The 18,673-nt window shown below is 35.9% G+C and carries 19 protein-coding genes; 9 read left to right on the top strand and 10 right to left on the bottom strand.

The window, feature by feature from the left end:
• Window positions 1-7: 7 nt before the first annotated feature.
• From J0M37_01215 to J0M37_01225, 3 genes are read right to left on the bottom strand one after another with little or no spacing between them, the layout of a single operon-like run.
• On the bottom strand, window positions 8-934 hold the full coding sequence (locus tag J0M37_01215) for an NAD-dependent epimerase/dehydratase family protein (GenBank protein MBN8583685.1): 927 nt from the start codon (window positions 932-934) through the stop codon (window positions 8-10).
• A gap of 17 nt (window positions 935-951) precedes the next feature.
• Window positions 952-1,416 carry a DUF4188 domain-containing protein gene (locus tag J0M37_01220; GenBank protein ID MBN8583686.1) on the bottom strand — a complete coding sequence of 155 codons (465 nt, stop codon included), beginning with the start codon at window positions 1,414-1,416 and terminating at the stop codon, window positions 952-954.
• Between the two features lie 54 nt (window positions 1,417-1,470).
• Window positions 1,471-2,088: a TetR/AcrR family transcriptional regulator gene (locus tag J0M37_01225; protein MBN8583687.1), complete on the bottom strand. Its 618-nt coding sequence runs from the start codon at window positions 2,086-2,088 to the stop codon at window positions 1,471-1,473.
• A gap of 204 nt (window positions 2,089-2,292) precedes the next feature.
• Here J0M37_01225 and J0M37_01230 point away from each other — a divergent pair, with 204 nt between their 5' ends.
• Window positions 2,293-4,275, top strand: a complete 1,983-nt coding sequence (locus tag J0M37_01230) for an excinuclease ABC subunit C (GenBank protein ID MBN8583688.1) — start codon at window positions 2,293-2,295, stop codon at window positions 4,273-4,275.
• Here J0M37_01230 and J0M37_01235 read toward each other — a convergent pair.
• Both J0M37_01235 and J0M37_01240 read right to left on the bottom strand, forming a co-directional pair.
• On the bottom strand, window positions 4,252-4,572 hold the full coding sequence (locus tag J0M37_01235) for a type II toxin-antitoxin system RelE/ParE family toxin (protein MBN8583689.1): 321 nt from the start codon (window positions 4,570-4,572) through the stop codon (window positions 4,252-4,254). The two genes, J0M37_01230 and J0M37_01235, sit on opposite strands and share 24 nt — an antisense overlap.
• Window positions 4,572-4,871, bottom strand: coding sequence for a type II toxin-antitoxin system Phd/YefM family antitoxin (locus J0M37_01240; protein ID MBN8583690.1), 300 nt, complete (start codon window positions 4,869-4,871; stop codon window positions 4,572-4,574). The genes J0M37_01235 and J0M37_01240 overlap by 1 nt, the downstream gene beginning before the upstream one ends.
• A gap of 249 nt (window positions 4,872-5,120) precedes the next feature.
• Between J0M37_01240 and J0M37_01245 the strand changes: the two genes are divergently transcribed.
• The gene (locus J0M37_01245; protein ID MBN8583691.1) at window positions 5,121-5,807 is read left to right on the top strand and encodes a hypothetical protein; all 687 of its coding nucleotides are present in this window, start codon (window positions 5,121-5,123) and stop codon (window positions 5,805-5,807) included.
• A 62-nt stretch (window positions 5,808-5,869) separates the two neighbouring features.
• Here J0M37_01245 and J0M37_01250 read toward each other — a convergent pair whose 3' ends face one another.
• The 3 genes from J0M37_01250 to J0M37_01260 form a co-directional block, all read right to left on the bottom strand.
• Entirely contained in the window at window positions 5,870-9,187 is a 3,318-nt protein-coding gene (locus J0M37_01250) for an AAA family ATPase (GenBank protein ID MBN8583692.1), read from the bottom strand.
• Window positions 9,187-9,708, bottom strand: coding sequence for a hypothetical protein (locus J0M37_01255; GenBank protein ID MBN8583693.1), 522 nt, complete (start codon window positions 9,706-9,708; stop codon window positions 9,187-9,189). The genes J0M37_01250 and J0M37_01255 overlap by 1 nt, the downstream gene beginning before the upstream one ends.
• Before the next feature lie 114 nt (window positions 9,709-9,822).
• Window positions 9,823-10,662 (bottom strand): M15 family metallopeptidase, encoded by an 840-nt coding sequence (locus tag J0M37_01260; protein ID MBN8583694.1) that lies wholly within the window; start codon window positions 10,660-10,662, stop codon window positions 9,823-9,825.
• Between the two features lie 184 nt (window positions 10,663-10,846).
• Here J0M37_01260 and J0M37_01265 point away from each other — a divergent pair, with 184 nt between their 5' ends.
• Entirely contained in the window at window positions 10,847-11,554 is a 708-nt protein-coding gene (locus J0M37_01265; protein ID MBN8583695.1) for an SAM-dependent methyltransferase, read from the top strand.
• Between the two features lie 24 nt (window positions 11,555-11,578).
• Entirely contained in the window at window positions 11,579-12,130 is a 552-nt protein-coding gene (locus tag J0M37_01270; protein MBN8583696.1) for a hypothetical protein, read from the top strand.
• 239 nt (window positions 12,131-12,369) lie between these two features.
• On the opposite strand, the gene J0M37_01275 is transcribed toward J0M37_01270, so the two are convergent.
• Window positions 12,370-12,648 (bottom strand): HU family DNA-binding protein, encoded by a 279-nt coding sequence (locus J0M37_01275; GenBank protein ID MBN8583697.1) that lies wholly within the window; start codon window positions 12,646-12,648, stop codon window positions 12,370-12,372.
• Between the two features lie 238 nt (window positions 12,649-12,886).
• On the opposite strand from J0M37_01275, the gene J0M37_01280 reads away from it, so the two are divergent.
• The 5 genes from J0M37_01280 to J0M37_01300 all read left to right on the top strand — a co-directional run bounded on the left by J0M37_01280 (window position 12,887) and on the right by J0M37_01300 (window position 17,605).
• Complete coding sequence (locus J0M37_01280; protein ID MBN8583698.1) at window positions 12,887-14,686, top strand: ABC transporter ATP-binding protein; 1,800 nt, start codon at window positions 12,887-12,889, stop codon at window positions 14,684-14,686.
• 72 nt (window positions 14,687-14,758) lie between these two features.
• The gene (gene apaG, locus J0M37_01285) at window positions 14,759-15,172 is read left to right on the top strand and encodes a Co2+/Mg2+ efflux protein ApaG (protein MBN8583699.1); all 414 of its coding nucleotides are present in this window, start codon (window positions 14,759-14,761) and stop codon (window positions 15,170-15,172) included.
• A gap of 299 nt (window positions 15,173-15,471) precedes the next feature.
• Complete coding sequence (locus J0M37_01290; GenBank protein ID MBN8583700.1) at window positions 15,472-15,963, top strand: DUF427 domain-containing protein; 492 nt, start codon at window positions 15,472-15,474, stop codon at window positions 15,961-15,963.
• A 128-nt stretch (window positions 15,964-16,091) separates the two neighbouring features.
• Window positions 16,092-17,036 (top strand): hydroxyacid dehydrogenase, encoded by a 945-nt coding sequence (locus J0M37_01295; GenBank protein ID MBN8583701.1) that lies wholly within the window; start codon window positions 16,092-16,094, stop codon window positions 17,034-17,036.
• A gap of 2 nt (window positions 17,037-17,038) precedes the next feature.
• Window positions 17,039-17,605, top strand: coding sequence for a hypothetical protein (locus J0M37_01300; protein MBN8583702.1), 567 nt, complete (start codon window positions 17,039-17,041; stop codon window positions 17,603-17,605).
• Here the strand turns inward: J0M37_01300 and J0M37_01305 are convergent, their stop codons facing one another.
• Window positions 17,606-18,664, bottom strand: a complete 1,059-nt coding sequence (locus tag J0M37_01305) for a CapA family protein (GenBank protein MBN8583703.1) — start codon at window positions 18,662-18,664, stop codon at window positions 17,606-17,608. It lies immediately after the preceding gene.
• Window positions 18,665-18,673 lie beyond the last annotated feature (9 nt).

Raw genomic sequence — 18,673 nt, forward strand, 5'->3', positions numbered from 1 at the left:
TTTTAAATTATTTATTCAGTTTCATTTTCTTTGCTGTATCTTTTATTCCCGTTAAATAAGGTGCAGGTTTCAGGTTAAATGTTTTTTCAAACTTTTCTGATGAAAAAAGATAATCACTATCGTTTTGATAAAGCATTTCGATCGATTCTCTGATATTGGAATTAAACAAACCGATAATGCGAAGCATCCATTTAGGAACATTCATGTATTTGGGCACTACACCAAATTCACGTGCTATTAATGAAATAATTTCCTTTCCCGTCAAAACATTTTTATCTGTTGGCAGGTGCCAAACCTGGTTGTATGCAGCGGGTGTATTGCCCAGGAGGGCTGTCCCTTTGGCTGCATCAGCAGCGTAAGTGAATGAATGCCTGAATTTATCGCTGATAAGCCACTGCGCTTTTTTACCTTTGGCAAAATTCTTAAACACGGTTTCAGTGATAACCGCAAGAGTATCTGCCCCGTAAAAATCAGCTGCGCGAACAATCATTGCATTAAGATTACCTGCTTTTACATCATTCATAAGCATTTCAGCAATATGTTTACGCACTTCGCCCTTTTTGCTCACCGGGTTATAAGGAGTTTCTTCGGTCATCCATCCGTTCACTTTGCCGTAGGCGTAAACATTATCAAAGAAAACAAGCTTACTTCCGGTAGCTTTGCATGCATCAATGACATTTCGCATAATAACAGGCCATTCAGCCTGCCACACTTTAGTATCATATTTTAAACCGGCTGTCAGATAAACAACATCAGATCCTTTAACGGCATCAAATACCTGCTGCCTGTTCAATAGATCTGCTTTAAAAAGCTCATCAGACGGATTTACTTTTTTGGGGTTACGGCTGACTAGCCTGATTTTACCCGTATATTTCACCAGCTCGTTAGCCAGCAATCTGCCTATTATACCAGTTGAGCCTAATATTGTATGCATATAAATTTAATTAAAATTTAAAACCTTCCTTTTGCGTTTTCATTTTTCCCTGTAGCTTCATTTAAAAACCCGGCTTTACCCAAGCCAAAGAGAGGCATATTTACATATATGTTTTCATAATTCCCCCTGGAAACCTTGTAGGTTTCATGCCACACTCCAACTACTCCGCTTTGCCTTGCCTTCAGGTTAAAGGCTTTCCATGCGGGGAAGTGTTCCATATCTTTATTCTTCGCATATGCTTCCAGATGTTCGAATGATTTCCAGTACTGCACGGATATTGTTGTCCTGCCAAACCAGCTTTGCTCGCCCATAAATCCGCTTAATGGATTTTTATACAGCTCCTTTATCATCTTAGGCATAGCCATTGCTACGGGAAACCATTTGTGTATCATAAACCAGTTGTTCACCCTCATTCCAATTAAGAAGACAACAAAATCCCCTTCTAAACTTCCGAATTTTCTTCCTTTGATTATTTGTGCCATGTTTTCAGACCTCCCCTAAATCCCCTCCTTGGTAAGGAGGGGACTTGAGGATAGTTATTTGTTATTTGTAATTAAATGTGTGTACATAAAATTCAAACTTCCGTTCACAGTATGCTCAATTACATCTTCAGGCATCATTGCGCACCTGCCGCGGATAATTAAAGCTGCCATTCCGTGCACAAAGCCCCATATACCAAATGTCACAGCATCAACATTTGGATCATTGATATATCCCTGCTCAATGCACTCTTTAACAGTATCTCTCAGGTAATCATATGAACGCTGACCAACCTCCCACTCCTGCTTTTCCGTAATTTTTTCTGCGACACCTTTTGCTATGAACATGAGGTCGTAGTAATCGCGGTTTTCCAGTGCGAATTTCATGTAAAGCCTGCCCATTTGCGCAAGCTTATCAACCGGATTATTGACGCCATCAAGAGTTTTTTGCAGCGCGTATAATTTTTCAAATCCTTCAGTATGTATAGCGTGAATTATTTCACCCTTATCTTTAAAATATGAATATATTGAACCCGGTGAGTATTCTATTTTTTCGGCAATGGCACGTATTGAAACATTATCCATACCTTTTTCAATAAAAAGCTGCATGGCAGTTTTAATTATCAGTTGACGCATTTGCAGCTTTTCACGTTCTTTTCTATCTTCTGTACCCATTTTACCCGATAAACTTCGTTTATTTATTGAACATTGTTTAATTATTGAATGCAATTTAATATATGATTTGGTAAATGTCAATCATTTATTTAAAAATATTTTCATAATTAATTATAAATCAGTGGGATATCTCTTGTAAAATTTGAAATAAATTAGACTTTAAAATTTCGAACTAAATAACAATCTTTACTATTATAAAAACTGATGTCAGAGGAAACAGAAGAAAATACAGCAATTGAGGTTCCAAGAAGTCCACTGGAAATAAAACTTGGTAATCTCCCCCCCAATCCGGGAATTTACCAGTTTAAGGATAAAAGCGGGAAGATAATATATGTAGGTAAGGCTAAGAACCTGCGCAATCGCGTTCGCTCATATTTTATGTCCAAGCCTGTTGGTCCGCGGTTAACTAAAATGATCTCTCTTATCCGCGATGTTGAAATAATAAATACCGACAGTGAAGTTGAATCTCTAATACTCGAGATGAACATGATAAAGCAGCTTAAGCCGCGGTATAATGTTAATCTTAAGGATGATAAATCTTTCCCATATATAGTAATTACCAATGAACCGTATCCGAGAGTTTTCCCCACCCGCAAAAGGCGCAATGACGGCTCGAAATATTTCGGTCCATACACCGATGTGGGTAACATGAAGTTCTCTCTAAAAATGCTTCGAGAGCTGTTTATGATAAGGACATGCAGCCTAAACATTACACAGGAAGCCATCGAAAAAAAGAAATTCAAAGTTTGCCTGGAATACCATATACATAAATGCGAGGGTCCGTGCGAAGGCCTTGTTTCGCAGGCGAAGTATAATGAAATGACCGGTGAGATTGAGAAGGTGCTGCATGGCAAAACGACATCACTTATAAAAGAGCTTGAAGCAAAAATGCGGGAAGCTGCTGCAAGCGAACGGTTTGAAGAAGCTGCGCTGATAAGGAACAGGATTGAATCGCTGACTGTATATACCGAAAAGCAGAAGATTGTATCGGAAGACTTCATGGATAAAGATATAATCAATTTTGTTAAGGAAGGTGATGATGCCTGCGCTATGATATTAAATATCCGTGACGGCAAAGTGATAGGCAAACGGCATTATTACATTGATACCGTTGAAGATAAAGAGCCCGGTGAGATACTGGAAAATGTGATATTCAGGTATTACAGTGAGAACTCATTTATACCGGATGAAATTCATTTACCAGAAGATGCCGATACCAGCGAGAACAGCATTGAAGCTTTCAGTGAGTGGTTCATTAAAAATTTTAGCAAGAAAGTTGATTTCAAGATCCCAAAACGAGGCGAAAAAGTGCAGCTGCTGGCAATGGTTAAGACAAACGCCAGATATATGCTTGATGAGCTGAAGCTTCAGCGATTAAAACGCGAGTTTATACCTAACTCCGTTACTTCGCTGAAACGTGACCTAAGGCTCACAAAGCTTCCCCGCAGGATAGAGTGTTACGATATTTCCAATATCCAGGGCACGGATACTGTTGCAAGCATGGTGGTTTTTTATGACGGCAGGCCGAAAAAAAATGATTACCGGAAGTTTAAGATTCAGAGTGCCCTGAACGAAGTGGGCAGGCCCGATGACTTTGCTTCAATGCGCGAAGTGATATTCCGCAGATTCAGGAAGCTTGCTGAGAAGAAGATAGCTGAATCACCTGAAACGCACCAGAGTAATGTGCCTGATGGCGAAGCGCCGCAGGATATGAGCTTTGACGCAATGCCTGATCTTATAGTAATAGATGGCGGAAAGGGGCAGCTTTCAAGCGCTGTTAAGGTTCTGGGTGATATCGGATTGGGTGAGCTTAATATTATCGGTCTGGCAAAAAGGCTTGAAGAAGTATTTCTGCCGGGGGCTCATGAGGCGCAATCAATACCCAAAACATCAAGCGGAATTAAGCTGCTACAGCGCGTCCGCGATGAAGCGCACAGGTTCGCAATAACTTTCCACCGCTCGTTAAGAGATAAGCGCACACTCCGCAGTGAGCTGGAAGATATCAAAGGCATTGGTAAAACCACAGCTCAAAAGCTGCTGAAAGAGTTCGGCTCAGTTGATAATATTAAAATTATGATAAAAAATGATTACGATGAGTTTGCAAAACGAGCCGGTAAAAAAGCTGCTGAGAGAATTAAGGAGTGGGTAGAGAGTCCAGAGAAATTACCTGATGAGTCTGCTTCTTAGCTCATCTTCAAGATTTCTTCGGCCATCAAGAACTGCCAACACATATACAATTTGCTTTTGAATTTTGTATATGATCCTGTAGGGCTTGAAATAAACCTGTTTTATATCCGGCTGTTCATCATAAATTTCATTTATCCGGCTGCCCCTCTCGGGATACTTCGAAAGAGAAAAGACTCTTTCTTTTATTTTTTCGATTACTTTCTCAGCATTTTCAAAACTATCATTCATTGAAATATAATAATATATTTCAAACATATCATCGATGGCTGTTTCAGTAAGCTCTATCCTGAAATCCACTATCTTTTGTAATTTCTTTGTTTCTTAAGTGTCTTAATCTTTTTGTACAATTCCTTAAATGCACGGTCAAAAGGCAGAGTTTTCCCTTCCGAAATTTCTTTTTCGGATATAGCTATGATCTTCTGAAATGTAAGCTTATCCTGCAGCCTTTGATATTCTTTAATATCCATAAGTGCAGATTTAGCTTCACCATTCTTTGTAATGATATAAGTACTTCCATTTTCAAAAGTATCTTCAATCATTTCAGAAGCATGAGATTTAAGGAAACTGATTGGTTTAATATTACTGCTGTATTTCATAATTTTATAATTAACTAGATCCAAATATAGACTAAATTCAGACCTGTTTCAAATCAATTATATATACATTTTTCACTGCTAAAAAGTTTCAATTCTATTTTTAATTATTCCCTTGACAAAATCTGAAATCATCATTAAAATTACACCAAGGAGATATACAATAAGAATATACAGGTAACACTTTTAACGGTCACGGCTTTTGCAGGCAGTCATTTATTTTTTGTTAACTTAACTATTAATTAAATTGATATGGATAACAGATTATTTGACATCACCATTAAAGATTTTACCGGCATAAACGATCTTGAAAGCTCCAAATACCTTTTGCTGAATAAATTCAAATACTGCGAAAAGGAATTTAACGAAACACGGCTCTACCCTACTTACCAAATGCTGATCAATATATACATGCAGCTTGGCGATATAATGAAAAACCATAACAGGATTTTCAATAAAGAATATACTGATGCCATTTGTGAGGAGGAAATGGATGAGAAGATGATGCTCATTAACAATGAGCTGGAAAAAAGCTTTGAGCTTATGCACTGGGCATTTGCACATTTAAACCGTGTTATGGAACAGGGCAAGGCAATATATGATTTTGTTGATGAGAGCATTAAGATAGAATCAATTGGCATATTGAGCAAACATAACACTGAAGGGTATTTTATTCTTCCGGATAACAGGGACAGGCTGCTAAGGATAATAAAGTACAGCAGGAATCTGTATAAAATTTTAAAGACCAAAGAAGTTGGCAACCGCGAAATGAAGCTGATAACAATTCCGAATGAAGTGTTGAGAAATTACATGATATCAGATGATATAATTAACCAGATAATATATATGCTGGATACTGAGCTGAATTTTTCATATCAGCAAACCATACTGCCCGTTGCGAAGCGGAAGTTTCTGGGATTTTTGGAGGGGGTTGCATAATTCATCAAGACCGAAGGCCTGATGAAAAAATTAAAAAAAGGATCAGGATTTGAGTAAGATTTTTAAAACAATTTGTAATCAAGTTCCCGATATAGTCTATTTATCTCATTTTTAAAATATTGATTGCTCTCATCTGTTAACCAACCATTATCCCACCAATTAAAATACTTAATATTTAATATTTGCCAACCTGCACGTTTCAATACTGCAATTCTATTTAAATGAGCTTCAGTATATTTTGTAGAACCATTAATAAAGTGATCTTTCCCATCAACTTCAACAGCACAAGTTTTCTTTGTGATTTTATTATATAATACAAAATCTATTCTTTTTTGACCGCAAGCATTTACCTGGTTATAGATATCAATGCCCTTTTTGTCATCAACATATTTTAATAGATATTTATATACATAATGTTCAAAATCAGATTCCATTTTTGCAACATTGAACTCCCATTTGTCATATTGAGGTTCAATATTTTCTTCTCTAACATTTAAATCTGCATCTACAATTATATCATAACCGTAATGCAAAAAGTACTTTTTAATTAAGTTAATATTTGTTGGTAAACCTGCATATATTAAATATGTATAAAACTTAGCTCTGCTTGTAGCGACATTAAACCTATTTTTATTTTCATAGAATGCCTTGCCCCATTTAGAAACAGAATCTAGACCTAGGGTTATAAACATAACATCTCTTTCGTTCCCTTGAAATTCCTCAGGAGTTGCGACAAAAATATCATGTTTCTCTTTTAAATCTTCATATTTGTTTTCTATTAATTCTCTAATTGCTGCTACTTGATGGGTCAAAAATGACAAAATCCCTATTGAATATTTCTCTTTATTTTTAAAATAGTCTTGAAATTGAATAATTTCTGGTAAGTAATGGATTCTTCTTATTTCATCTAATATTCTTGATATTTCATTAACTTCATTCCAAATTAACTTTTTAATATTATCCCTTACTCCACCTACTTTAATAGCTTTAAAACAATCCTTCTCCATATTCTCTCCATTTTGAGTCATTATCTTCCAATTACTATCATAGAATTGTTTATTAGTGAATGAAGCTAAAGGAGGTAACGATCGAAAATGTTCATCCAAACTCGTAAATGGTATATTAAAATCATTTGATTCAGAACTTACGAAATCTAATATAGATGATTCAGTAACTAATAAGTTCATACTTTTAGCACGTTCATAGCTGATTATACCGGCATGTTTAGACATAACATTCTGCCAAGTTATCTTTTCAAAGGATTTACTTACACTGAAACCAACTCCCGTTGCATTTAAATTCAATTGATTTTTATCACCAACGATACAGTATTTTTTACCTCGATAATATGCCGGTATAATTTCGGCAATATTAACTTGAGATGCTTCATCCACTATAACCAAATCGAACAATTCATTTTTCATAGGCAGAACTTTTCCTAAATCCCTTAATTCCGAACACCAAAAGGGTAAAATTTCTAATAATTGTTGATAATTTATGCTCTCCATTTTACTTTTCAAAATGTCTGCTTTTTTGAAATGAAGCATTTTTCTGAATGAACTTATATTTTCCCTTTTAAATCTGTTTTCGACACCAGTTAACTTTGCCATAATATTATATTTATAAAAATATGGCAAATATTTTCCTAAAGTCTCTTTAATCTCAATATCAAGATTGGATATGTTTTTTCTTAATTGAATAACAACTTCTCTATTTATTGCTTTTAGAGTTAATGACAATTTTGAGAATAAATTGTTCAGATGTAATAAATCTTCAGCATATAAAGGATTTTCTTTTATGCTAAACAAATCAGCGCTAAACTTATTAATAAAATGTTTAGTGAACTTTATTTTGTATAATTTTTCAATTCTATTTACAGTATCCTTTTCAATATACTTACGGAATTTATATATAGCTTTTAGATAATCCTCTAGTTTTATTTTATTTGTAGTCCAGTTAAATTCTTTAATGTTATCTACACTATAGGTTTTCTCAAAGATTCCCCTCTTATCAAGAAATTCCTTGTGTAAATTAAAGTATTCGTTTTCAAGTTTTAGAACTTCATTAATCCTTTTGTTAGCTTCTGAATATTTTTTTAATAGATCCTTTATTTTTCGTTCATATTTCTCAACAATTACGGATAGTTGTTTGAGACTACCTGTATTTTCAAATAGATTCAATCTATAACTATCTGCTTCAGCAACAATGTTGCTTAAATATTCTTTAGTATTCGTTTTATCTTCTGTACCGAGATATAAAAGTGAGTTCTTTCCAAGTATTGAATCAACCATATCTTTTACAACAGTCAAAGCTGCCTTTTTATGGGATACTAAAAGAACTTTTTTTTTGAAAAATAGTGCATTTAAAATAATCGCTGTAATTGTATATGACTTACCCGTACCTGGAGGTCCTTGAATGTATGATATCTCTGAAGTTAAGCCCTTTATAATTGCTGTTCTTTGATTTTCAGATAACGACAAAGGTATAAAATTATTTAATACTTCTAAAATTCTATTTTCATTTAATTCTGTATCATATTTTATATCAAATTTCTCAGTTGTTAATATATTCTTAAATAATCTCTCCAATAATTGATTATTTATGGGTTTTTGTTTTAAAAGACTATTTAGCGCCTCATAAGTTGAAAGCTGGTGAGGTACTTGAGACAGAAATAAGAAAGGGAATGGATAAAACTTGTTTGTAGAAATTAGTTCTTTATTTAGTCTTTTTTTATAGTCAAACTTTTCTTCTGTATATTCAATATTACTAAATTCCGATACTTTGATAGCTAACTCATTAAATATTGTATTAGGATTTTTTAAGTATTTAATAATATTACTATCAAAATTATCTGAATATAATTTATTCTCTATGACGTCTATATTATTATATTTTTCAAGAATATTATCTGGAATTAAGTAATTTTCCAACTCTTCATTTTCATCATTAATCTGTAAATCAAACATTCTTGAAATCAAATCGTGATTTAATTGAGTTGCCTCATAATCTATTTCTACGATTATTTCGTTATCTTCTTTATCTAAATTAATGAAAGTATATAATAAGGGTGCACATACATATGTTTTTCTGTTTCGACCCAATAAAATTCCATGTATTAAGCCGCTTCCGCAAAATAACTTATATTCTGAGTTACTATCTATTTGTTTATAGACTAAATTAAAAGTTTTGTATAAAGGATTGTCTGGTTTTAGTATTATTTGTTGATCTCGAATTACTTCATTCTTTAAAAGTGTAAGATCAAAATAATAATTGAACTTGGATTTAGTTTCATTTGGTAATACATCAATAAAACCATTACGTGTGGTTATCTTACGACTAACATTTCGTAGGTATTCAATATAAGCATCTACTATTTGCATTATTCTAAGGTTATTGTTTCCTTCAATGTACTGTCTATGTTATCAAGTCCTTTTTTTAAATTAAGGTTCATTTCTTTTAGTTTAATATCATTCAATTCTTTAAATTCTTTAATATTAAGTACTAAATTTGTCAAATGAATCTCGAGTAATTTATTAAATTCATCAAACCTTTTATCATTGCTAGATTTAAAATCTTTAATATTAAAAACAAAATTGTTCAAATGTGAATCTATTATTTCATTATTCTTAACAAAAGCACCTTTAAGTTCAATAATCTCACTAGATGTAATTTTTTCAAATTCTTTAAAATTTAAACTAACATTATCTACGATTCGCTTTGTACTCTCAGAAATATTCAAATTGATGCTATTGTTACTATCACTTAACTTCTGAAAATTTAAATTGTTCTGCTCTATTAGGGAATTAAATACCTTATTTAGCTTATTTGCCTGCATTATTAAAAGGAGTAAGAGAAGAGAGATAAAGATTAAAATTATAGAAATTGTAAGTAAATTATCCATAAAATTGTAAGTTTATATTTAGAATTATGTAATTTCATAATTTTATTACAATTAATCAATTGAGTAAATTATACTATTAAATTTTTAGAGTCTAATAAGGTGTAATTTCAACTCTCATTCCACCAGCAGTTCAGGTCTGTATTCAAAATGCATAGTATCGTAGTGATACCATTTGCCGCCCCAGATGAAGCCGTGTTTTTCGAATATCTCAACAATTTCTATCGGTATCTGATTTTTCCAGGTCATGTTGCCATCCCACTGCCAGTAATTGCTGTATTTTGTATTGATATCAATTGCAGTGCCGAAGGCGTGCGTGCTGATGCGGTTGGTTCCCGCAATTTTGCGCCAGTTGAAGGTACCGGCAGTTTTGCTTACATACTTATGGAACTCCGCCCCGAGTGTTGCTTCAATTTCATCAGAAACTTCCCGCATTTTATCCGCTGCGCCGTTAATGTTATTGAACTGTATTGTACATCCGCAGATCGAGGGCAGCCAGCTAACGCTCACAAGATTACGCTTCACTTCGCCTGAAGATGAGCCATACATTTTTGTGAAAAAGGGTTCATACCTAACCCTGCCAGGCTCAAAATTTTCGGCGGGGGGTGAATCCCACTCAGCCCCTTTGGTATATTTTTGTGACATCATATCTTCAAGGTCGGGGTTATCAAGCTTCTCATCATGTGATTTGCCTGTGATACCGTCATCATACTGCATAACAGTGCCGTCATGCCAATAGAGATTATTTTCATCGGCTGTTTTAAGGAAATCAGGGTATGCCTTAAGGAGTCTTTTTAAGCCTTCGGGAACATTTTTTAAGCTATCAGAACTCTTTACCTTTTTATTTTGCTCATAATTTGTTTTATTTACCTCATTATTTTTCAGATCCTGCTTCAAATCTGAATCATTGCAGGCAAAAAAACTGAAAAAAGAGATAATATAGATCAGTAGATTCATGTTGGTAACCTCACCCCCATCCCCTCTCCTAAAAGGAGAGGGGGGAGAAAATTCGTTATTTTATGTTAATGGATAATTTGTTTTTATAACCTCACCCCAGCCCCTATCCTAAAAGGAGAGGGGGGAGAAAGATTTTAATTTATCGTTTAATTTGTAAATATACTTCAATGTGGCAAATTCTATAATGCAAAAAGGAAAACTGTATTTAATACCCAATACTCTTGGCAGCGATGACTTAAACAGGGTTATTCCGCCGTATATTAAAGAGGTAATAAATACGATAGATAACTATATAGTAGAGAACATTCAGACTGCGGCTAAGTTCCTCAAGCTGGCAGGTATTAAAAAAACGCTGCGTGAGCTTACTTTTTATGTGCTTAATGCCAAAACCGTGGATTCTGATATAATGACATACCTTGACGAAACAGAAAAAGGAAAGGATACGGGGCTGATCTCCGAAGCAGGGCTGCCGTGTATTGCTGACCCGGGAAGTGTAATTGTAAAACTGGCGCATCAAAAAGGGATACAGGTTGTGCCTTTAAGCGGCCCCTCATCGATTATGCTTGCCCTGATGGCATCGGGGGTAAACGGGCAGAATTTTGCATTCATAGGCTACCTGCCAATAGATAAAGCCGCAAGAGCAAAAAAAATTAAGGGACTTGGAAGCAAAATTAAGCAGGAAGGTCAAACCCAGATTTTTATCGAGGCTCCCCACCGCAATGATAAACTGCTTACAGATATACTGAGCAATTCACCCGGCGATATTACTCTTTCAATTTCAAAGAATCTGACCATGGATACTGAGCAGATAATTTCAGGAACAATTGAGCAGTTAAAAAGTAAGAACATTACACTTGGCAAAGAGCCGGTAATATTTGTAATGGGAAAATAGTTTAATTATAAATACTTAAGAAAAATGCTGAACAAAATAAAATTTTTAACTGGGCTTGTTATTATTACTGCAATTTTTTTTGCATGCGGGAAGTCAGATAAAACCGAAACAACAGAAAAGGAAAAGACTACAACCACTCAGGATAATAAACAGGAAACAGGCAGCAGCACTCAAAAAAAAGATGAAGCGGGTTCAACAGGCGCAAATGAAAACACAAAGCCCGGCAAACCTGAGCTGAGGTGGGAATTCAAGCGGGTTGGAACCGGCGAGTATGATACACCGATCAACGATGTAAACATAACGGTGAACGGCAAAAAACACTTTCTTGCAAAAGAATATTACAGCTTCAGTGAAATGCCGGTATCAGACTATAAGGCATATGAAATTCCCCCTGACGCCATAATTGCAGCACGCGGATGGTGGGCAGGTACCGGAATAGATTACTGGGCACTGCAGAAGGGAAATGAAATAATTGTTATGAAAAGAGAGATCGGTGAAACAACGAGTGAAGACGGTGAACCCGGTGATTTTGTTGGAAAACCCGAAAAAGTGATATCAATAAAACTTGATCAATAACTAAATATACTATTTTCATTATGGATGGATCAACAAAAAAAACCAGCCTTCTTTCCAAAGCGCTGATATGGTTCCTGGTTCTTTCAACAGCAGTTGTTATTTACATGACCGTTAAGCTATTAGTAGTCAGCGCAACTTTCAGGGAAATGTAGTTTAACTGTAAAATTGTTTAACAGGTAACTTGTTATGTATAACAAAAAAGGACGGCAATGCCGTCCTTTTTTTAAACGTTAAAAAAATTATTTACCGTTAACTGTATCTGAAAGACCTTTACCTGCTTTGAACTTAGCAACTTTTCTTGCAGGAATATTGATAGCAGCGCCTGTCTGCGGATTTCTGCCGGTTCTTGCACCGCGTTTTGAAACTGAAAATGTTCCGAAACCAACGAGTGATACTTTACCGCCTTTTTTTAAAGTCTTTGTAACACAGCCTATAAATGAATCCAGTGCGGCTTTAGCAGCAACTTTTGTTGTATCTGCATCTTCAGCCATTTTTGCAATAATTTCTTCTCTTGTCATTTGATTGAAAGTTAAATTGTTATTAATTATTTATTGGAAGTTCTACAAAGATAACTAATTCTTAACAAAATAAAAAATAGTTAATTACGTCTTAAATGATATACAGCAAGGTTTTGACCCCACTTTCCACCGGGAAAGCGGGTTAATTTTATTTAAAATTTCTTTATTGAAAGATAAATATGTAATACCTTTTTTAGTTAAAATAATTTAGTTAAAATTGCAGCCTAACCATATATAGATGAAATTACTTCTTTCGTATCTCAAAAATTACAGGGGATTTATAATCCTTGCCCTCGTTTTAGCAGCCATAAACCAGATGTTTTCAATGATGGACCCGCTGATCGTAAGGTACATAATTGATGATTATGCCACAAAATTCGATAAATATACCTCTGAGCAGTTCTTTAAGGGGGTTGGACTTTTGCTTGGACTGGGCATTGGAGCAGCCTTTGTATCAAGGGTAGCCAAGAATTTCCAGGATTATTATATAAACCTGATAACCCAGAAGCTTGGCGCAAGAATGTACGCTGACGGCATAAAACACTCCCTCGAGCTGCCTTACCAGGTATTTGAAGATAAGCGAAGCGGTGAAACTCTTGGCGTTCTGCAGAAAGTAAGAACAGATGTTGAAAAGCTAATTGCCCTGGCAATAAATATAGTATATACTACTTTGATCGGGCTCATTTTTGTAACCATTTATTCATTTTCGATACATTGGGTTATTTTCCCGGTTTACGCATTAACAGCTCCATTGATAGCATTTATCAGCTCGAAGCTTAGCAAAAGGATAAAGCTGATACAGAAAAAGATTGTCGGTGAAACAACAGCACTTGCGGGCACAACTACAGAATCGTTAAGAAATATTGAACTTGTTAAAAGCTTAGGTCTTGCAGGACAGGAAATCAACAGGCTGAACACTACGACGGAAAAAATTCTTGCCTTAGAGCTTAAAAAAGTCAGGTTTGTAAGAAGCCTTAGCTTCATTCAGGGTACAATTGTGAATTTTCTACGGACATCAATTCTGTTTTTGATGATGTACCTTATTTTTTCACGTGTAATAACGGCGGGTGAATTCTTTTCTCTCTATATATATTCATTTTTTATCTTCGGTCCCCTGCAGGAGCTTGGCAACATCATAAATGTATACAGGGAAACCGAAGTATCGCTGAATAACTTTAAAGATATAATTGAAACACCACTTGAAAAAAGACCGGATAATCCTGTATCGATAGGTAAAATAGAAACATTCGAGTTCGAGAACGTTACATTCAAACATCAAAGCGCATCAACTCACGCACTTGAGGATATTTCATTCAAAACAAGCGTGGGGCAGACAGTTGCGTTTGTGGGTCCTTCAGGCGCAGGAAAAACAACTCTCGTAAAGCTGCTGGTGGGTCTATACACACCGCAAAGCGGCACTGTGTATTACAATGGTGTGCCGGGTAAGGAAATAGAGTTTGATAACCTGCGCAACCAGATAGGATTTGTTACACAGGATACACAATTGTTTGCCGGAACAATTAAGGAAAATCTTTTATTTGTAAACCCTAAGGCTACAGATGAAGAGATAATGGATGCACTTAACAAAGCCGCCTGCCAGAATCTGCTTGCGCGGGCTGATAAAGGTATTGATACCGTTATAGGCGAAGGCGGTGTAAAGGTATCGGGGGGCGAAAAACAGCGCCTATCCATAGCGCGCGCATTACTAAGGCACCCAAGGCTGCTGGTGTTTGATGAGGCAACATCAGCACTGGATTCATTAACCGAAGAAGAGATAAGCCAGACTATCCGTGACGTTTCAGCAAGGACAGATCATATCACAATACTTATAGCGCACAGGCTTTCAACAATAATGCACGCAGATAGAATTTACGTGCTTGAAAAAGGAAGTATGGTAGAAGAAGGCAGACATGAAGAATTGATCGCAATGAAAGGTTTGTATTATGCAATGTGGCGCCAGCAGATCGGTGAACGCCACAGGCGTGAGGGAAACGGCTTGCCGGAAGAAAAAAAGCAAAAAGAGCTTGTAAAAGGTTAGATTTTTTATCCAAAAATTTGTCACTCGTTTTAAACCCATTGATTATATCCAAATATTGTGTTAAAATTACACATGCAAAACGTAACTACCGCTCATCAGATAGGTTCTGATACAACTACCGAAGGAGTAAGGGTTCAGGTATTCCCTGAATATATCCCCGAACAATCAAGCCCCGAAGTTAACCGTTATTCTTTCGGTTACAGGGTTATAATAACCAATACAGGCGAACGCAAGGTTAAGCTGCTTTCGCGGCACTGGCTTATAATTAATTCCGATGGTGACCAGGAAACTGTCGACGGCCCGGGCGTTGTGGGCTATACACCGGAGCTTGAAGCCGGCGAATCTTTTGAATACTCAAGCCACTGCCCGCTGAACACCAACTGGGGCACAATGGAAGGCAGCTATACCATGATGCGGAGTGACGGTACCCGTTTTGAGGCTAAAATTGAAAGATTTTACCTTGTAAGCGATGAAGTACTGGCTTAATATATTTTGAACATGAACAAAAAGGCAGATTTATTCTGCCTTTTTTTGTATGTGAATAATTCAGAGGCAAATTTTAATGAGAATTACCTGTTTTTCTATAAACCGTTAAAACGGTTTATAATGTTATAATTTTATTGTTCCCACGACTGAAGTCGTGGGCTGTTTTATGATAAATATGCAACTTAACTTTGTATCATTTAAAATTTGGGCGGTTGAATTATCAGGCACAAATAATAGCTCTGAGCTTTAGCCTGACTTTCGCTTTTGGAAAGTTGCCTGTGTGTTAGAAAAGAAAAATTATGAAACCGATAAAACCAAAAGCCGGTGAAGAAAGTGTGTGGGATTACCCAAGGCCTCCTCGAATAGAAGATTTTAAAGGTAATATAAAAATAATCCATAACGGTATTATTATCGCTGAATCTAAAAATGCCAAACGTGTCCTTGAAACTTCACACCCGCCGGTATATTACCTGCCGCCTGAGGATGTAAAAATGAAGATGTTTGAAAAGGCTCAGAATCACTCTTTTTGCGAATGGAAAGGCGAGGCAAGCTATTACCATCTGGATACAGGCGGTGATAATCAGGTAAGGTATGTTTGCTGGTACTACCCTGACCCGGTACCGGAATTTGCGAAATTGAAAGATCATTTGGCGTTCTACGCACAGAAGCTGGATGAATGTTATGTAAATGATGAGCTTGTTACACCGCAGCCCGGCAAATTTTACGGAGGGTGGATAACGAAGAATATTGTAGGACCGTTTAAGGGTGAAGAGGGTTCTGAAGGATGGTAGAAAAGCAGACTAACACGGAGACAGGGAAACAATAAATCAATTATATTAAATGTATATAGAAAGACTGAGATCCTTCGCTTACTGCCTGCGCTATCGCTTCGGCAGTCAGGCGCTCAGGATTTAAAATTATGAAAATATTATTTTTAAGCAAGCTTAGTAAAGACTGGGATGCGCCTTTAAAAAGATTAAAGGATGAATTTCCGGGGATTGAATTTAAAATTAATGATAATCCCGCAGACCGTATTGATGAGCTGGGTACATCAGATGCCGTTATAGCAGGGAGGCTTACAGCCGGGGAAATAGAATCAGCAAAAAAGCTGAAGGCAGTAATTGTTCCATTTACGGGATTGAATAATTTTCCGTTAGATGTTATCAACCAAAACAGCATTACACTTTATAACACCCATGCAAACGCTCCATATGTTGCAGAACACTCTGTTTCGCTTGCACTGGCTCTGCTTGGAAAAATTAATGAATTTCACAATGATCTAAAAAACGGAAAATGGAACCGCACCAAAGAAGCTGATGATATGTGGACAACTATAAGAAACAAAAGAATCGGAATACTTGGTTACGGGCATATAGGTAGATTTATTTCAAAATATCTGAAGGTATTTGATTGTTATACGATAGGTTTTAAAAGAAACGTTGATGGCGTAAAAGATTATCATGCTGATGAAATAACGAACAAATTAGATGAGGTAATTGCCAAAAGTGATGTATTATTCAATATTTTGCCTTTAAATCCGGAAACAAAGCATATAATAAATGCTGAAAAAATTGCTCAAATGAAGGGAAAATATTTAATTACTGTTGGAAGGGGTGAAACAATTTCTGAAGAAGCGCTGTATAACGGATTAAAGGATGGAACATTGGCAGGTGCAGCAATTGATGTTTGGTATAAATACCCGGGCAAAAGTGAAGGGCCTGTAATGCCGGCAAATTACCCGTTTTGGGAGCTGCCGAATGTAATTATGTCTCCGCATAAATCTGCTCACACATCAGAAGCTGTGAATGCAATGATAGAAGATACCTGCAATAACATCCGGAATTTCATAATTTCGAACAGGTAAAAATGAAAATAATAATTTTAATACTGCTTACAGTATCGATAAATATTTTATCACAGGATGTAACGGTTAAAATTTCTTCTAACAAAAGTGAATACAGGAAAATTTATTCACTGAATGAAAATACTGACCCCATATTGATAAATTACACATTGTATAACAATACTGCTGATTCAATACTGATCAAATACGAGCCGTTCTTTGAACTTAGCCGCAGAAGCGATGAATATGAAGGATATAGCCATTGTTTCCGTTTGCAACCGGTTAAAATTAATGGTGAAAAGGTTGAGTGGTATTTCAAATTCAATCAATACAGCTCATTTGTAAAAGTAGCTCCATATGATTCACTGGTTCACACCGGAGAGTTTGATATTTTCTGGCCATGCCGCAGCGCCCCGCCCCGGGGTGACTGGAATTTTAATATAACATACCGCAATACTTTTACAAAAGAAGGAAATTATTATTTAGTTAACAGCAGGTATACTGATTTCGCAAGCAAAGAGTTCATAAAAGCCTGGGAAGGCGAGCTGGTTTCAAATTCAATAAATATAACTATCCTTAGAGAATACTAATTATTTAAGCTCAAAGTATTCATTTTCATAAGCGGAATATTCTAACTTCCCTTTCAATAGAAACTCTTCCAGTTCCGTGAATTCATCATCGCCCAGCTCCCTTACCTGGTAATCATTTGTTTTGTTGTTTGTATATATTGGATACATATATATTTTTTCAGAATTATTTTCTATTGTAAGCTTCAGGATAGCGCTGTAAGGTTTGGCACCGGTTGTTCTGTACCTTCCGGGGGCGTTGAAGATAAAATTCCCGACATTATAAATAATCCATTTTCCGTTAAACTTCTCAATTTGCTGCAAAGTATGAGCGCCGTGTCCAACAATTAAATCAGCCCCGGCATTAATCCAGCTTCTTGCAAATGTTATTTGCCTTTGGTTAGCCTGTTTATAATTACTTCCCCAATGCGGGAAAATGATTATTTTAGCCGATGGGTATTCATTTCTGTATTTTGAGATCTCTGGATTCATTCTCAGGGTATCCAGTATATTAACTCCGGGAGTAATGGAATCAGCATAGAATTTATACATAGTATCATAGCTGGCACGGTATTCAAACCCGCCAAAAACTATCAATTTCATTCCTTTTTCATCTATGATTAAGGGTTTTATGGCTTCAATTGAGTTATTACCCGCGCCGAAATAATTAATTGCGTTATTTTGGAGCGATGTAATTGTTTCGGTAAATCCCGTAATACCCTGATCAAATACATGGTTATTGCCAAGACTGACATTTTTAATATTATTAAGGCTGAGATATTTTATGGTATTAACAGGATCAGACCAGTGAAGATAAGGCTTCTTTGAACTTACGGGAGTGAGATTTTTTGTCAGCGGTGTTTCAAGATTGCAGAAAGAAATATCTGATGAGAGGAGAATATCTTTTACATTTTCGAAGAAGTAATCATATCCATATTCATTAATTATGTTCACTCCCCTGCTGAATTTCGGGTCATATTGGTAATTATCGCCAAAGTGAGTATCACCTAAAAATAAAATGTTAAGGGTATCACAAGAGACTGTGGCTGTAAAAAGAAAAAGCAGTATTAAAGATCTGTACACGGGTGTTTT

It is taken from the genome of Ignavibacteria bacterium (assembly GCA_017303675.1).
Taxonomy (GTDB): Bacteria; Bacteroidota; Ignavibacteria; order Tepidaquicellales; family OLB5; genus OLB5.

Coding starts and splice junctions, on each gene's coding strand:
- J0M37_01215 (MBN8583685.1), bottom strand. CDS start 934: ATGCATACAATATTAGGCTCAACTGGTATAATAGGCAGATTGCTGGCT.
- J0M37_01220 (MBN8583686.1), bottom strand. CDS start 1,416: ATGGCACAAATAATCAAAGGAAGAAAATTCGGAAGTTTAGAAGGGGAT.
- J0M37_01225 (MBN8583687.1), bottom strand. CDS start 2,088: ATGGGTACAGAAGATAGAAAAGAACGTGAAAAGCTGCAAATGCGTCAA.
- J0M37_01230 (MBN8583688.1), top strand. CDS start 2,293: ATGTCAGAGGAAACAGAAGAAAATACAGCAATTGAGGTTCCAAGAAGT.
- J0M37_01240 (MBN8583690.1), bottom strand. CDS start 4,871: ATGAAATACAGCAGTAATATTAAACCAATCAGTTTCCTTAAATCTCAT.
- J0M37_01245 (MBN8583691.1), top strand. CDS start 5,121: ATGGATAACAGATTATTTGACATCACCATTAAAGATTTTACCGGCATA.
- J0M37_01250 (MBN8583692.1), bottom strand. CDS start 9,187: ATGCAAATAGTAGATGCTTATATTGAATACCTACGAAATGTTAGTCGT.
- J0M37_01255 (MBN8583693.1), bottom strand. CDS start 9,708: ATGGATAATTTACTTACAATTTCTATAATTTTAATCTTTATCTCTCTT.
- J0M37_01260 (MBN8583694.1), bottom strand. CDS start 10,662: ATGAATCTACTGATCTATATTATCTCTTTTTTCAGTTTTTTTGCCTGC.
- J0M37_01265 (MBN8583695.1), top strand. CDS start 10,847: ATGCAAAAAGGAAAACTGTATTTAATACCCAATACTCTTGGCAGCGAT.
- J0M37_01270 (MBN8583696.1), top strand. CDS start 11,579: ATGCTGAACAAAATAAAATTTTTAACTGGGCTTGTTATTATTACTGCA.
- J0M37_01275 (MBN8583697.1), bottom strand. CDS start 12,648: ATGACAAGAGAAGAAATTATTGCAAAAATGGCTGAAGATGCAGATACA.
- J0M37_01280 (MBN8583698.1), top strand. CDS start 12,887: ATGAAATTACTTCTTTCGTATCTCAAAAATTACAGGGGATTTATAATC.
- apaG (MBN8583699.1), top strand. CDS start 14,759: ATGCAAAACGTAACTACCGCTCATCAGATAGGTTCTGATACAACTACC.
- J0M37_01290 (MBN8583700.1), top strand. CDS start 15,472: ATGAAACCGATAAAACCAAAAGCCGGTGAAGAAAGTGTGTGGGATTAC.
- J0M37_01295 (MBN8583701.1), top strand. CDS start 16,092: ATGAAAATATTATTTTTAAGCAAGCTTAGTAAAGACTGGGATGCGCCT.
- J0M37_01300 (MBN8583702.1), top strand. CDS start 17,039: ATGAAAATAATAATTTTAATACTGCTTACAGTATCGATAAATATTTTA.